The organism is Saccharothrix deserti, assembly GCF_009769385.1.
Lineage (GTDB): Bacteria > Actinomycetota > Actinomycetes > Mycobacteriales > Pseudonocardiaceae > Actinosynnema > Actinosynnema deserti.
Genome location: NZ_VKAB01000012.1, coordinates 61,826 through 78,489, shown reverse-complemented (window position 1 = coordinate 78,489; position 16,664 = coordinate 61,826). Strand labels below are relative to the sequence as shown.

Genomic DNA, 16,664 nt, shown 5'->3' with positions numbered 1-16,664 from the left:
CCTAAGTCCCGTGGGCTAGCCTGCGTGGGTGATCCTGGACCTGAAGTTGGTCGGCGGGCAGGTCGTGACGATGGACCCGGCCCGGCCGGTGGCGTCGGTGATCGGCGTCTGGGCCGGGCGGATCGTCGGCTTGGACGACGACGTGGCGCACCTCCCAGCGCGACGGGTCGTCGACCTCGACGGCGCGGTCGTGCTGCCGGGGTTCGTCGACGCGCACAACCACCTGGCGTGGGCCGGACGGGCGGCGCGGACGTTGGACATCTCGTCCTGCGCGACCGTCGCACAGGTCCTGGACGTGCTGCGCGACGCCCCGCGCTCCTCCGGTTGGATCGAGGTGGCGGGCTACGACCACCGAGCCCTGGATCGCCCGCTGACCTCACGTGATCTCGACCTGATCGGCCCGCGGATCTACGTGCAGGACCTGTCCGGCCACGCGTGCGTGGTGAGCGGCGACGTGCTGGCAGTGCTGCCGGCTTCGGCGTTGCGCGAGGCACAGCGGGACGCGACCGGTGCCCTGACCGGCTTCCTGGCAGAAGGCGCCCAGACGGCGGTCCGGGCCCTGCGACTGCCGTACTCGTTGGACGACATCGCGGCGGACGTCGAATCCGGTGCGCGGCAATGCCTTCGGGAAGGCGTCGTACTGGCGGCCGAGGCCGGGGTAGGCGGTGGCCTGCTGGGCAGCAGCCCGTTGGAGATCGAGGCCTACCTCCGCGCCTCGCTGCCGATCCGGGTGCAACTCATGGTCTCCGCAGACCGCCTCGAACCGGTGGCCGGCCACGCCGCCGACCGCATCCGCCGCGCCGTGCCACTCGGCCTGCGCACCGGTCTGGGCGACGACCGGCTGTCCATCGGCCCGCTCAAGCTGTGGACCGACGGCGGCATGATGGCCCGCACAGCGGCGTTGACCTGGCCGTACGAGGGCATGGAGACCGCAGGCCAACTCCAGGACGACCCAGAGCTGATGCACGCCGCGATCGTCGACGGTCACGCCGCCGGCTGGCAGCTAGCCGTACACGCGATCGGTGACCGTGCGGTCGACTTCGCGCTCGACGCGTTGTCGGAAGCCCAACACGCCGTCCCACGAGCGGATGCGAGGCACCGCATCGAGCACTGCGGCTTGGTGCGGCCGGAACAACTGGACCGGATAGCCGAGCTGAACGTGATTCCCGTGATCCAGCCGACGTTCCTGTGGGCGTACGGGAACGACTACGCCGAGATCATGGGCCCCGAACGGGCGCCGTGGATGTACCGGGGCAAGGCCTTCCTCGACCGGGGCATCGTGCTGGCGGGCAGCTCGGACCGCCCGGTGGCGGACGGAAAACCGTTGCGCGCCATCCAGTTCATGGTCGAGCGCCTGTCGAAGGAGGGCCGGCCCATCGGTCCGGACGAGGCGGTCACAGTGGAACAGGCGATCGCCGCCTACACCGTCGGCGCGGCCTACGCCTGCCGACGCGAGCACGTGCTGGGCACCATCACGCCGGGCAAGCTGGCGGATTTCGCCATCCTCGACAGCGATCCGCGAACCTGTGACATCTCCAAGATCGGCGACATCGAGGTCCGGGCCACCGTCGTGAACGGCGAGTTCGCCCACGACCCAACCAACTTCACCACCAACTGACCAACCCCACACCAATCCGCCGGCGACCGACGAGGCCACCAACCCCTGCCGGACCACACCGAACCGGCGGTGGCCGACGAGGCTCGATTTGACATGGGTTCGGGTGCCATAGGCTGGTCGGAGCCGGCAGGCGTGGCGGGACGCTCTTCCCCGCCACGCCTGCCGGCTGCGGCCTGCCTCCGGTGCCCGTAAGGGCCCCATGTCAAATCGAGCCGGGACCGGACCACAAACCCCAAACCACCGTCAGGCGCTCATCCGCCAGTGCACGACGTACCCCGCCGCCTCGGCCGCGATCAGTGCGTCCAGCTTCGCCAGGTTCGTCCGCCGCGACATCCGGAACGCCCGCCCCCGCCGCGCGTCCAGCACGAGCGGAATCGCGCCCGGCAGGGTGTCGGACACCGTCTGTTGCAGGATCCGCAGCCCGACGTTCGCCGCTTCCTGCGTCATCGGCGCCTCCTTCATGTACACCAACACCGCCGCCCGCGACCCGTCCGGCATCCGCAACCCCAGGTGCGGCCGAACCCGCAACGCCAGATCACCGGTCTGCCACCGTGCCGCCCCAGTCGGCACCCCCGTCGCTCTGGTCGCCCGCAACCACGGCAGGAAACCCTCCCTCAACTCCTCGAACGCCCGCGGTTGCCCGGCCCGCGGCTGAAGGTGCGCCGCCGCCACCGCCTTCTCCAACTCCGCCGCCGGATCGGGCGAGTTCGCCGCCCGCCGCATCGCGTCCCGCATCGGGTTGTAGAACCCGGCCACCCACTGCTCGGACGACAGGTAGATGCGCCGCTGGTCGGACACGATGTTGATCCGGCCACGCTGGCCGCTCATGACGTACTCGGTGAAGGACAGGGCGGTGACGCTGATCGGCTCCACGACAAGCTCCCCTCGCGCGATCGAACTCGTGTTCGATTCTACCGTCGGGGTCCGACAATCCGAGGGCTGCGAACGGGGGCCGCACACGATCGGACCGCACGCAAACGGGCTAGTCGCGGACCTTCTGCGGGCCTTTGCGGACCTTCTTCGGTGCGCTTCGGTCGCGCTTCAGTCGCGGACCTTTTTCAGCAGCGGCCCGAGCTCCGGGTCGGCCTCGACCTCGTCGAAGATCCCGGCCAGGACTTTCTCGTAGAACGGCAGCGCGTTGGCGTACACCTCACGCCCAGCCGGCGTGATGCGGCTGAACACGCCCCGCCGATCCGTCTCGCACAGCTCACGCGCGGTCAGCCCGGACTGCTCCAACCGGGCGACGAGCCGGCTCACCGAACTCTGGTTCAGCCCGATCACCTCGGTCAGCTCCTGCATCCGCAACTCGCCGTCCGGCGCGTCGGCCAACGCGCACAGCGCGGTGAACTCCGACATCCCGAAGTGGAACTCCCGCTGCAACGAGCGTTCCAGGTTCGCGTTGATCCGGTTGTGCAGGGCCCGGAGACCGGACCACGTGGCGCGAGCGGACAACTCGACCCCCTGGAGTGCAGGTATGGGTATACATCTTATGCCCGCGGCGTCAGCCGAACGGTCGGCAAGCGGTCTTGCGCCCCACGAACGGCGCAGCGCCTAGGCTTCGGGGTCTTGGGGGAAGGAGCCCCGCGTGAGCGAACGACCGGACATCGACCTGACCAGGCCGAGTGCGGCCAGGGTGTACGACTACTCCCGCAACTCGGGAGCTCCACAACTCCACAACTCCGCTCCCGAAAGCCGACGACTGCGACGCGAACGGCCGGCACCCGAAAAGGGCACCGGCCGTCAGTCATCGCCGCACTACTTGCCGCACTACTTGTCGGCGGGCACCCGTCCCTTGACCACAACACCCTCCGCCGGCGCGACACCGCGCTGGTCGGCAGACGAGGCCGAAGAGCCCAAAGAGCCCGAAGAGGTCGAGGTGGCGGCCGTGATCTGCCACAGGTAGTAGTTGCCCCAGTCGTCGAGGAAGAACACCCGCTGCTCGGTCCCACCCGCAGAGACGAACGTCGGGTCCGTCACCGATGGCTCATCTACGTTCCCGAGCCAAGTCCCGCCCCACGAAGCCGAACCCGGAGCGGTCTGGTTGTTCCGCACCACCTTCCTGTCGCTGTCACGCGCCACCGCCTCCACGACGCCGTGCACGTTGAGCAGCGCGCTCGGCGCGCCGACGAACGTGCGGCCCGCGCTGATGTCGGTCCACCCCGTGCCGCTGAAGCCGGTAGCGCCTTCCTTCTGCGTGTACAAGCGGTTGTCGGCCGCCCGGACCACGAGCTGCACCTTGCCGTCGGCGAACACGACCGCACCCGGAGTCGCGGCAGCGGTGATCCCGCCCGCGACCCTGGTCGGGCCGAACACACCGTTGGTGAACTTCTTCACCGCATACACATTGCTGACAGCCCGGTAGGCGATCTCGAAGCCGTCACCGCTCGGCACGACGGTGAACTCGCCCGTCATGTTGTACGCGGTGGTGCTGGTCGCCTGCCGCCACGGCTTGAACTCGCCCGTCGGGCTGAACTGCTCCGAGTACCAGAGCCTCGCGCCGTCCACGGCGAACGCGATCAGGTGGCCGTTGGCGCCGCGCATGAGCACCGGGCTGCTCGACAGCGCGCCGTTGACCGGTGCCGGACCGGTCCACAGGTTGCTGCCCGTGGTGTTCTGCGTGTACGCCCGGGTCTGCGCCCCGGTGTCGCGGGCCATCGCGACGAGCCGGCCGTCCTGGCGCTGGGCCAGCGCCGCCTGGCCGGAGTGGCCCTGGAAGCCCGACAGGGCCTGCCACTCCACCTGCTCGGAACCGGTCGCGCTCTGGTTGCCGCGCTGGAGCACGCCGCTGTTGGAGACGAACGCGATCTCCAGGCGCTGGGTGCTCGAATTGAGGACCATGTGCGCGCGCTCGTTGTTCGGCGCGGGCACGGCCGGCGGCGTCACCACGGCCGGTGAGACCAGCTTGCAGGCGTCGATGTCGACGCCCACCTCCGAGATGCCGGGCCAGCTGAGGACGTACTCCTTCTCGGTGCCCTCGGCGCCGTGGACGCTCTTCTTGGTCACCGGGTCGTACCGGTACCAGTACACGTCGCCGTTGCCGTACACGCCGTAGATGATGTCCGCGCCCGGCGAGACGATCTGCTTGTAGCCGTTCCAGCCGGTGCCGAACCGGGTGGCGTAGTCGAGCCAGCGGCGGTTCTTCCAGTCGTAGTGGTACCGGTAGAGGGTGCCGTCGTCGACCGCCGGGTCGCGTGCGTAGAGCACGCCGTCACCGGCGGCGAACACCTGGTCGTACTTGCCCCACCCGGTGTCGATGATCGTCTGGGTCCACGTCTTGGCCACGTCGTCGTAGACGCTGTGCTGGAGGTCGCCGACCGCCAGCGCGCCGTAGAAGTGGTTGTTGGAGTCCACGGTGATCCGGAAGTGGTACCGGGGGTCGTCCCAGCCGGTCCAGCCGGTGGCGATCTGCTCGCTCACCCCGCCGTTGGCCCAGGACGTGCCGTTCCAGTGGTGCCGGTGAAGCGCGCCGTCGGTGCGGATTATGTACTTGTACCCGTTGGCGCCGCTGAGGAAGCGCGAGTTCCACTCGTTGCCGATGTGCCGGTCGGTGGTCCAGTTGCCCAGGCCGGTCTCCGGCTCGGCGTGCGGGCGCAGGTGGAACTGGTTGTTGGTCAGGGAAGCGAAGAAGTCGGCGGACGGCTTGCACTGGACGTCGGTCGCGACCTGGCCCAGCTTGCAGCTGTCCACGGGCACCATGAAGTTGTCCACACCGGACCAGGGACCGACGTTCTCCCGTCCGCCCGAGTTGGCGCCGCCGGTCCAGATGTCCTGCGCCGGCAGGTAGCGGTACCACCACAGGTTCCCGCCCGGCTCCATGCCGTAGACGATGTCGGCGCCGGGGGAGGCCATCTGCTTGAAGCCGTTCCAGCCCCAGCCGACGTTCTTGTCCTGCTGGAGCCAGGTCGCCGTGTCGGCGTCGTAGTGGAACCGGTAGAGCGTGCCGAATTGCACGGCGGGGTCGCGGGCGTAGAGCACGCCGTCACCGGCGGCGAAGATCTGGTCGTACTTGCCCCAGCCGGAGGCGATCACGGTGCGGGCCATGGCGCCCGTGGCCTCGTCGTAGACGTGCAGGGCGAGGTTGCCGTCGTAGCCGACGGTGTAGATGTGGTTGTTGGCGTCGGCGGTGACGCGGTAGCGCACCGACGGGTCCTCCCAACCGGTCCAGCCGGTCGCGATCTCCTTGGAGACGCCGCCGTCAGCCCAGCCGCCGTTGATCCAGCGGTGCCGCTGCAACGAGCCGTCTTCCCGGATGTAGAACACGTAACCGTTGGCACCGGCGAAGAAGCGCGTCTCCCAGCCGTTGCCGATGTGGGCGTCCTCGGTCCACGACGCGCGACCCGAGGCGGGGTCGACGAGCGGGCGGATGCGGAGCGCCGGGCTGTTCGTCATCGCGACGAACACGTTGGCGGTCGGAGCGCACTGCGCGGTCTCGACGGCGTTGGCGACGTTGCCCGCGGAGGTCAGCACCGGAAGGCCGACCACCCCCAGGACGGCGACGAGCGAGAGCCGCGCCAGACGTCTCCACGACTGGCGCCAGGGTCTGGTCTTCGAGTGCCCCGGTCCGGCCTTTGAATGCCCCGGTCTGGTCATTGAGTGCCCCTCGATGCGGGCGCGCGAAAACACACGTGGGTGTTCCACGCGTCCGTAGGTAAATAGCTGCCATCCCCCCGTGGGATGTCGACAGCGGGCTTTCTACCAGAAGTTTTTCCGTTGCGGGAGAGCGAGAACGGTGTTGAGACGGCGTTGCTGCGAATGCGCGCGCGTTACCGGAAGTGGTTACTGACACACCTCTTGTGATGCCCGGAAAGCCCACTTAAGCTCCCCGTCGCGCTGTTGGGGCGCGTGGAGTTTCCGGGGGAGATCCGATGGTCGGCCGTCGCGCCGCGCGCTTCCGCGCGCCCAGATTCCTGGTGCCGCTACTGGGTTTGTTCCTCACGACCACCTTGGTCGTGGGGGTCGCGGGCCCGAACTTCGACTGGGCTCCCTGGTCGGGCGGCGGCGGTGAGGACACCGCGGAGCTCTCCGAACGCCTCGACCGCGCCCGGGACATGGCCGCGGACCAGGAGTGGGGCAGCGCCGACGGGCTGCCCGACTCGACCGACAGCCGCGACGGCAACTGGGGCATGCCGGTCTCCGAGCAGTCCAAGTACGCGCGGCCCGAGTTCAAACAGCCCTCCGACGCCGCGCGCAACGAGGCGCGGGTCGTTGACGTCTCCCCGAACCCCACCGGCTTCGACGCGGCCACCAGCACCGAAGTGCCCGCCGACCGGGGCCGCAACGAGCGCACCTACCGCAACACCGACGGCACCCGCACCACCGAGTTCAGCAACACCCCGGTCAACTACCGGCTCCCCGACGGCGGCTGGGCCCCGATCGACCCCGCCCTGGTCGGTGTCGTCGACGGCGACGGCGACGGCTGGCACAACCGCGCCGACCAGGTCGACGTGCGCCTCGGGTGGTCGGCCGCGGCCGGCGACCTGGTGCGCGTGCGGCTCGACGAGGAGCACGAACTGGCCTACGGCCTGCGCGGCGCGCGTGACGTCGCGGGCCGGGTCGACGGCGCCACCGCCACCTACGAGGGCGTGGCCGACCAGACCGACCTGCGAGTCGAATCCGTGCCGGGCGGCGCCAAGGAAACCGTGGTCCTGCGGGACCGCACGGCACCCCGCACGTGGGACTTCCCGTTGCGGCTCAAGGGTCTCACCGCGAAGCTCGCGGACGACGGCGCCGTCTCCCTCGTGGACGGTTCCGGCGCCGAGCGGATGCGCATCCCGACCGGCTACATGGTCGACTCCGCGCCGGAAACCCCGGCCACCTCGCACGGCGTGCGCTACGAGCTGGTCGACGGCGGCGGCACGCTGCGGGTCGCGCTCGACGGCGCGTGGCTGGACGACCCGGCGCGCGTCTACCCGGTGCTGGTCGACCCGAGCGTGTTCGAGGGCCGCGGCACGCAGAGCATGTACGTCGCCGGCGGCACGAAGGTGAACAACCCGAGCGAGCTGCGCATCGGCCTCAACGGCGGCGCGGTGAACAGCTCCTACGTCGCGTTCCCGGACGTGGTGTCCCGCCTGCGCAACCACAAGATCTTCGGCGCGGCGCTGCACGTGGTGAACTTCGACTCGAACACCTGCGCGCCCCGGCCGCTGACCGTGCACCCGGTCGCCCAGCCGTGGTCGGTCGCGGGCGCGCCCGCCGTCGGCGCGCCGATCGCGGGAGCCTCGTTCTCGCACGGCTTCATCGCCCTCGGCCAGACCCGCTCCGCGTGTCCCGCCGCGGGAGAGCTGATCGACCTCGGCATCGGCGGCCAGCAGCTGGTGCAGGACTGGGTCAACGGCGGGGTGAACAACGGGCTCGCGCTGCGCGCCTCGGACAACGCCACCACCGGCGGGTTCAAGAAGTTCACCGGCGGCAACTCGGCGAACCCGCCGAAGCTGTACGTCACGCACAGCCCGTACGACGCGCGGTACACCGTCGAGCAGCCGATCCCGAACCCGCCGGTCACCCGCGTGCAGGACGGCGTGGTGAAGATCAAGGTCGCGAACACGGGCGCGACCACGTGGACCGCGTCCTCCTACGACCTGGCCTACAAGCTGTTCGACGCCAACACCAACGCGCAGCTGGCCACCGTGCGCTCGGCGGGCCTGCCGCACGACGTCGCGCCCGGCCAGGAGGTCACGCTCGACGCGGTCGTCGAGAAGCGCGACCAGGGCGTGTACGTCCTGGACTTCTCCATGCGGCACAACGGCCTGATGTTCACCGACGAACAGGTCGCGCCGGCCCGCATCACCCTCCAGATCTTCAACATCCCGCCGGTCGTCGGCGAGCAGTACCCGCCGGCGGGACACAGCGTGGAGACGCTGCGCCCGCAGCTGTGGGCCAAGGGACAGGACCACGAGAACGACCCGCTGCAGTACCGCTTCGAGGTGTGCGAGAAGGACGGCCTCGGCAACCCGGTGTCCTGCTTCGACTCCGGCCGCCAGCCGAACGTGTACTGGACGCTGCCCGCGGGGAAGCTGCACTGGGACAAGGTCTACCTGTGGCGCACCTGGCTGTGGGACGGCCAGTCGGAGAGCGAGGGCCTGCCGTTCTCGGCGCTGCTCACGTCGGTGCCGCAGCCGGAGGTCACCTCGCGCCTCGGCAACGCCCCGTACACCGGCAACGGCCTGGGTTTCGACCCGATGGTCGGCAACTTCACGACGGCCGCGGTGGACGCCACGGCCGCCACCGTCGGGCCCGAGCTGAACGTCGCGCGCACGTACAACAGCCTCGACCCGCGCCAGGACCTGGCGTTCGGCACCGGCTGGTCGTCACGCTACGACATGAAGATCATCACGGACAGTGATGGTTCGGGTAACGTCGTGGCCACCTACCCCGACGGCCAGCAGGTCCGCTTCGGCCGCAACCCCGACGGCAGCTACACCCCGCCGCCCGGTCGTTCCGCCACCCTCACCGAGTTCCCCGAAGGCGAGGGCGGCGGCTGGCGGCTGGTCGACAAGGACCGCACGGTCTACACGTTCCGCTTCGACGGCGTGCTGAAGTCCGTCCGCGACAGCGCGGGACGCCTCGTCGAACTGGTGCACAACATCGAGGGCCGCCTGTGGAAGGCGATCAGCCGCACCAGCAACCGCACCCTGTTCTTCCGCTGGGAGAACGGCCACGTCGTCGAGGTCAAGACCGACCCGGTGGACGGGAAAGCGCTGACCTGGGTCTACCGCTACGACGCGCACCGGCTGCTGGAGGCGTGCAACCCGGACGGGCAGTGCACCCGCTACCAGTACGACAACGGCTCGCACTACCGCAGCGTCGTGCTCGACTCGCGCCCGGACTCCTACTGGCGGCTCGGTGAGGCGGGCGGCGCGGACGCCAACAGCCAGATCGGCGTCAAGCTGGGCAAGGACATGGGCCGGTTCGTCGGCTTCGGCCCGAACAACCACGGCAGGCCGGGCGCCCTGGTCGGCAGCGACGACCGCTCGGCCGAGCTGAACGGCAGCGCCCACATCGCGCTGCCCGACCGCGCCCTGAACAAGCACCGCGACCTCGCGGTGGAGCTGTGGTTCCGCACCACGTCGGCGGGCCCGCTCGTCGGCTACCAGGACAAGCCGCTGGGCGAGACCCCCGGCGCGGGCGCCCCGCTGCTCTACATCGGCTCGGACGGCAAGCTGCGCGGCCAGTTCGGCACCGGCGTGGTCGACCCGATCACCAGCTCCGGTGCCGTCAACGACGACAAGTGGCACCACGTGGTGCTGTCCGGCTCGCTGGCCACCCAGACGCTGTACCTCGACGGCGTCGCGGTCGGCACCCGCGACGGCGTGATCGACCACCCGCGCCTGGAGTTCGCGCAGGTCGGCGCCGCCCACTCGGTCGGGTCGTTCCCGGGGATCGGCAGCGGGCGCACCTCCCTGGCCGGGTTCGTCGACGAGCTCGCCGTGTACGCCCGGCCGCTGGGTCCGAACCAGGTCGCCGCGCACCACCGCGCCCGCGAGGCGGGCGACCAGGTCACCAAGGTGACCATGCCGAGCATGAGGGTCGCCGCCGAGGTGACCTACGACGGCTTGCACGACCGGATGAAGGAGTACGTCGACGGCGACGGCGGTCGCTGGCAGCTCGGCGTCCCCACGGTCGGCGGCTCCGAGACCAACGTCATCCGCTCCGTCCGCGTCGCCGACCCGGGCGGCCGGGCGCACTACTACGACTTCGACGGCCTCAAGGGCCGCATCCTGCGGCAGGTCACGCCGATCGGCACGGGACCGCGCCCCGAGGACGTCGTCGGCCGTGACTGCACCACCAACGCGGACGGCATCGTCACCTGCAACGGGCTCGTGGTGAGCCTCGGCGTGCGGCTGTACGACTACGACGAGTCGGGCTTCCAGACCACGGTCGTGGACGAGGAGGGCAACAAGGCCACCCTCGTGCACGACGACCGCGGCAACCTCACCCGCAAGACCACGTGCCGCAGCGAGGACAGCTGCCAGACCACCTACCACGAGTACCACCCGGCGACGGCAGACCCGACGGACCCGCGCACCGACAAGCTGGTCGCCGTCCGCGACGCGCGGTCGTCCGGTCCGACCGACAACACCTACCTGACCACGTCCGAGTACACCGACTTCGGCGACCTGGCGAAGGAGACCAACCCGGACGGCGGCTCGACGTTCCACAGCTACACCGACGGCACGTCCGACGCGGTCGGCGGCGGCAAGGAGCCGGCGCGGCTGCTGAAGTCCACCACCGACCCGCGCGGCGCGACGACCGTCAACCGGTACCACAGCAACGGCGACCTGGCCGAGACGCTGTCGCCGTCCGGTCTGCGCACCGCGTTCACCTACGACGCGCTGGGCCGCAAGCTGACCGCGACCGAGTACTCCGACGCGCACCCGGCGGGCGTGCGCACCACGTACCGGTACGACGCGCTGAGCCGCGTAGTCGAGGTGACCTACCCGGCCGCCACCAACGCGGTCACCGGTGTCTCCCGCACCGAGCGCGAGACCACCGAGTACGACCAGGACGGCAACACCACCAAGGCCGAGGTGGTCGACCTGGCCGACCCGGGCAGTCCGCGCACCTCGACGTTCGAGTTCGACGACCGCGGCCGGATGAGCCGGGCGGTCGGTCCCGAGGGCAACGAGGCGTCGTTCGGCTACGACCAGTTCGGCAACCGCACGTGGGCCGTCGACGCCAACGGCGTGAAGACCACCTGGACCTACACCGCGCGCAACAAGGTCGCCCAGGTGCGGCTCGTCGGCTGGCACGGCAAGGCGATCACGCCCGGCGCCACCGACGTGCCGCCGTCCGACCCGGAGACACCACTGCCCGACCTGGTGCTGGAGTCCAACCAGTACGACCACGCGGGCCGGCTCGTGGTGCAGGCCGACGCCATGGGGCGTCGCACCACCTTCTCCTACTACGGCGACGGCCTGGTCCGCGAGATCCGGGCGAGGGCGGACAACAAGCCGGAGACGCAGGCCCTGCTCGTCCAGCACAACACCTACGACGCCGCGGGGAACCTGGTCCGCCGGGTCGGCCTCGGCGGCACGGTCGTCACCCACGAGGTGGACGCCACCGGACGGCTGGTCGCCACCACCCGGGAACCGGAGACCCTGCGCCGGCGCACCGAGTACCGCTACGACCTCAGCGGCAACGTCACCCGGGTCGCCCGCAGCGGTGCCCACTCCGGCACCGGGCCGTTCAGCGCGTCGTTCGCCGAGGTCGTCGACTTCGAGTACGACCTGGCCGGCCGCCAGGTCAAGGAGGCGCTCCAGGGCACCACCGGCCCGGTCGTCACCCGCACCAGCTACGACCAGCGCGACCTGGTCACCAAGGTCGTGGCGCCGCTGGGCAACGCGACCGGCGGCGTGGCCGCCGACCACACCACGGAGTACCGCTACGACGAGCGCGGGCGCACCACGGCCGTCGTCTCGCCGCCCGTGAGCGCGGAGGAGAACGGGCAGGCCGCGACCGTGACCCGGCCGACCACGACCACCGGCTACAACGCGTTCGGCGAGGTCACCGAGATCCGCAACCCGGCGGGCGGCGTGATGAAGCTCGGCTACGACCGGGCCGGTCGGACCACCCTCACCGAATCGCCCGGCTACCAGGCGCCCGGCGCCTCGTCGCCGCTGGTCGCGACCGTGCGGGCCGAGTACGACGCGATGGGCCGGGTCACCAGGACCACGGACCCGGGCGGCGCGGTCGTCCGGATGTTCTACGACCAGCGCGGACGCGTGGTCGAGAAGCAGGACCCGAAGCCGGACGCGCCGGGTGAGCCCGGTGGCAGCTGGCGGTACAGCTACACCCACGCCAACGAGTTGCTGTCGTCGACCGACCCGACGCTGGGCGAGGTGCGGCGCACCTACGACCAGTTCGGCCGGCCGCTCACCGAGACCGCCGTCGAACTGCGGCCGACCCCGGCGGCGCACGAGACGAAGTTCGCCTACGACGCCGCCGGCAACCTGGAGACCACCACCTCGCCGAAGGGCGACGTCACCCGGTACGGCTACGACGCGCTGGGCCAGCGCACCAGCGTGACCGACCCCGCGGGCGTCGTCACCCGCTTCGGGTACGACAGCTTCGGCAACCAGGTCTTCGCCCGGGACGCCGAGGGCCGGGCGCACTACGTGAAGCTCGACCGGGCGGGCAACCAGGTCGCCGAGCTCGACCTCGACGCGGCCGACCGGACCCTCCGCACGGTCCGGCACACCTACGACCTGGTGGGCAACCGGCTCACGTCGGTCGACCCGATGAACCGCACCACCCGGTACACCCACGACACCCTGGGCAGGCTCACGCAGCTGGTCGAGCCGGTGTCGGACACCGAGTCGATCACCACGTCCTACGGCTACGACACCTCCAACAGGCGGACGCGGTTCACCGACGGTCGCGGCAACACCACCGTCTACACCTACAACGCGCTGGGCAAGCCCGAGTCGGTCGTCGAGCCCGCCACCGCCGCCCACCCGACGGCCGCGGACCGCACGTGGACCGCCGCCTACGACGGCAGCGGCCGCCCGACGGTCCTGTCCGCGCCCGGCGGCGTGACCCGCAACCTGACCTACGACGCACTCGGCCGCATGGTGAAGGAGACCGGCGCGGGAGCCTCGGCCGCCACCACCGACCGCGAGGTCCGGTACGACGCGGTCGGCCGCACCACCGCCGTCAGCGCGCCCGGCGGCACCAACACCTACGGCTACAACGCCCGCGGCCTGCTGCTCTCGGCCACCGGCCCGTCCGGTGACGCCACGTTCGACTACGACGAGCAGGGCCGTCTGGTGTCGCGCACCGACGCGTCGGGCACCAGCGGGTTCTCCTACGCGTCAGGCCGCCTCGCCACCGTGCGGGACGGCGTGACCGGGGGGTCGATCGGGTTCGGCTACACCCCGTCCGGTCGGCTGGGCACGATGGACTACGGCGCGGGCCGGGTCCGCGAGTTCGGCTACGACGACCTCGGCCGCGAGGTCTCCGACGTCACCAAGAACGCCGCCGGCGCGATCGCGGCGTCGATCGCCTACACCTACGACCCGAACGACCGGTTGACCAAGAAGGTCTCCACCGGCACGGCGGGCGCGGGCGAGCAGACCTACGCCTACGACCACCTCGGCCGGACCACGTCGTGGACGGCGAACGGCGCCACCACCGAGTACGGGTGGGACGCGTCGGGCAACCGCGTGCGCAACGGCGCGAAGACGGCCGTGTACGACGAGCGCAACCGCGTGCTGTCCGACGGCGACTACACCTACCAGTACACGGCACGCGGCACGTTGGCGTCGCGCACCAGCTCGGGCTACCAGGAGAACTTCTCCTTCGACGCCTTCGACCGCCTGATCCAGGTCGGCGCGACGTCCTACGCCTACGACGGTCTCGACCGGCCGGTGACGCGCGGCGCGCAGGCGTTCCGCTACGCCGGCGCGGAGATCGACGCGGTCAGCGACGGCACGGCCACCTACGGCCGCGGGCTGTCGGGCGAGCTGCTCTCACTCGCGCAGGGCGCCGACAAGCGACTGCTGCTGTCGGACAAGCACGGCGACGTGGTGGGCGGGTTCGACCCCGCGACAACGCTGACGTCCCTGCCGGACTCGACCGCCTACGACCCGTGGGGCAACCGGACCGCGGACGTCGGCACGAAGCGCAACGTCGGCTTCCAGGGCGACTGGACCGACCCGGACACCGGCCGCGTCAACATGGGTGCCCGCTGGTACGACCCGGCCACGGGCACGTTCAGCAGCCGTGACTCGGTCACCCGGGGCGGTCCCGGCTCGGCCGGCTACAACCGCTACCTCTACGGCGTCGGCTCCCCGCTCAACGGCTTCGACCCGGACGGCCACGGCTGGTTCTCCGACGCGGTGAGCTGGGTCGGCGACAACATCAGCACGATCGGCCACACGGCACTCGACGTCGCGGGACTGGTCCCGGGCATCGGCGAGATCGCCGACGGCATCAACGGCGCCTGGTACCTGGCCGAGGGCAACTACGTGGACGCGGGCCTGTCGTTCGCGGGCATGGTGCCGTTCGCCGGCTGGGGCGCCACCGCCGCCAAGTGGGGCAACCGGGGCTACGACGCGGTGCGCGGCGCGGACAACGTGCCGACCCCGCGCACCCCCGACGCGCCGAGTGGCCGCACCCCGGACTACTCGACCCCGAAGAACGTCCGGGGCCCGGACGGCGTGCCGATCAAGAAGAGCAACGGCGTCCCGTCCACGAGCAAGGCCGTGCCGGACGCGCGCAAGCTGGCGGCCGAAGCGGCGGCCCGCCGAGCCGCCGCGGCCCGTGCGGCACTCCAGGCGGCGATCGCCCGCACGTCCGCCGCCAAGGCCGCCGTGGCCAAGGCGGTCAAGAACAACCCGCTGCCCACGATGCAGGCGGCGTTGAAGCCCCGGATCGCCAACGCCAAGAACATCGTCTCCGCCGTTCCCAACGCACCCGCCCGCATCGTGCAGGCGACCGTGACGAACGTGCAGGACCTGAACAAGGTCTACGAGACGATCAAGACGGCGATGCTCGGCGCCGGCAAGGAAGTGATCAAGGAAGCGGCGCAGGCCCAGGTGTCGGAAGTCCTGGCGACGTCCGGCATCCCGTACGCCGAGAACCTGATGGACCTCGGCGGCCGCAAGAAGAAGTCGCCCGGCACCAAGGGCAAGCAGGCCAAGGGGGAAGCGGCCGGTGGCGCGTCCTGCCGGGTGTCCTACGACTCCAACAGCTTCTCCGGCGACACCCCGGTCCTCATGGCGGACGGGAGTCGCAAGCCGATCGCCGGCGTCGCGGTGGGCGACCAGGTCCTGTCCACCGACCCGACCACCGGCGAAACCGGCCCGCGCACCGTCACCGACACCCGCTCGCACCAGGCGGAGCGCCTGCTCTACGAGATCACCGTCGACGGCGCGGACAACCTGGTAGCCACCGACGAACACCCGTTCTGGGTCGAGTCCCTGCAGAAGTGGGTCCACGCCAAGGACCTCGAGCCCGGTTACACCTTCGAAACCGCAGACCACCGCCCGGCCACCGTCACCGGCACCCGCCCGTTCTCCCCGGACCGCGAGGTCCACAACCTCACCGTCGACGGCCTGCACACGTACTTCGTGGGCGCCGGCGCGGCCGCGGTACTCACGCACAACTCTGCTCCCAACGCATCAGCCGGCGGCGCTTGTGAGACCTTCTACCGGGGAGTCTCGACGGCGGAACTGGAGTTCCTCGAAGGTTCCAAAGGCAAGCTCTGGCCGAAGTACGGTGAGTCGTTCGTCACGCAAAGCGTCGACTACATCATCGGACTCGCCGCGCAGGCAGCGGCCAATGGAAATGACCAGTACACCTACGATCACCTGATCCGGTTCGACGTCAAGCCCGGGACGCGTGATGCGCTGCTCGCGGTCGGCGCCCGCGACGGGGTCATCTCGGCGGGTATCGCGGCAGCAGGACTCGGCGGCCTGCCCGTCCTGGCCAAAGGGCGAGCAGGGCGGAACCAGGTGCACATGAAATCCGAAGGTGGTCACTTGAACTACGGGCTCCGCAGGGGCTCGGTCAAGGTCTTCAACTCGGGGATCCTCGATTGGGGAGTGGTGGGGAAGCTCGATGACTGATGTCGACTGCCGGGACTTCGACCGGGCGCTCCGCGATGGAAGCGTCGACCTCCTCGAACGGCTGCGGTCGGTGGAGGTGTCGGACGGGGACGAGCGGTGCATCGTCGAGGGGTTGGAACACACCTTCGCGCGCGAGGATTGGGACGGGTTCGAGTTGTACGTGCTCGCCGCACAGCGAAAACCTTCGGGGGAGGCGGTGCCGCTCTTGTGCGCGGCGCTTCTGCTGAAGGATGAACGGGTCTTCCCCGAGGAGGTGTTGGCCGCTCTGAACCCGGTGGCGGACGCGCGAGCCGTCCCCGCTCTTCGGGAGATGCTCCACTGGCGGCCGGAGTGGGACGAGTTCCACGCCATCGCGGTCAAGGCACTGTGGGCGCTGGCCAAGATCGACGACGACGGTGCCCGCGCCCTCGTGGCCGAATCCGCGGCCCGCGGTCCGCGAGTGCTCAGGGATCTGGCGCGACAGCACCTCACCGGCTGAC

General features: G+C 70.4%; 6 protein-coding genes. 3 read left to right on the top strand and 3 right to left on the bottom strand.

The features are described 5' to 3' along the window. Positions 1-28 precede the first annotated feature (28 nt). Entirely contained in the window at positions 29-1,618 is a 1,590-nt protein-coding gene (locus tag FM051_RS21970) for an amidohydrolase (protein WP_202918961.1), read from the top strand. A 243-nt stretch (positions 1,619-1,861) separates the two neighbouring features. Here FM051_RS21970 and FM051_RS21965 read toward each other — a convergent pair whose 3' ends face one another. The 3 genes from FM051_RS21965 to FM051_RS21955 form a co-directional block, all read right to left on the bottom strand. Next, positions 1,862-2,491, bottom strand: a complete 630-nt coding sequence (locus FM051_RS21965; protein WP_202918960.1) for a hypothetical protein — start codon at positions 2,489-2,491, stop codon at positions 1,862-1,864. Positions 2,492-2,659: 168 nt separating this feature from the next. Further along, positions 2,660-3,070 carry a MarR family winged helix-turn-helix transcriptional regulator gene (locus FM051_RS21960; protein WP_202918959.1) on the bottom strand — a complete coding sequence of 137 codons (411 nt, stop codon included), beginning with the start codon at positions 3,068-3,070 and terminating at the stop codon, positions 2,660-2,662. 315 nt (positions 3,071-3,385) lie between these two features. Next, complete coding sequence (locus FM051_RS21955; RefSeq protein ID WP_158846323.1) at positions 3,386-6,100, bottom strand: tachylectin-related carbohydrate-binding protein; 2,715 nt, start codon at positions 6,098-6,100, stop codon at positions 3,386-3,388. A gap of 383 nt (positions 6,101-6,483) precedes the next feature. Between FM051_RS21955 and FM051_RS21950 the strand changes: the two genes are divergently transcribed. Next, positions 6,484-16,185 (top strand): LamG-like jellyroll fold domain-containing protein, encoded by a 9,702-nt coding sequence (locus FM051_RS21950; RefSeq protein ID WP_158846321.1) that lies wholly within the window; start codon positions 6,484-6,486, stop codon positions 16,183-16,185. Beyond that, positions 16,178-16,663, top strand: coding sequence for a hypothetical protein (locus FM051_RS21945; protein WP_158846319.1), 486 nt, complete (start codon positions 16,178-16,180; stop codon positions 16,661-16,663). Before FM051_RS21950 ends, FM051_RS21945 begins: the two co-directional genes overlap by 8 nt. The last annotated feature ends 1 nt before the right edge of the window (position 16,664 follow it).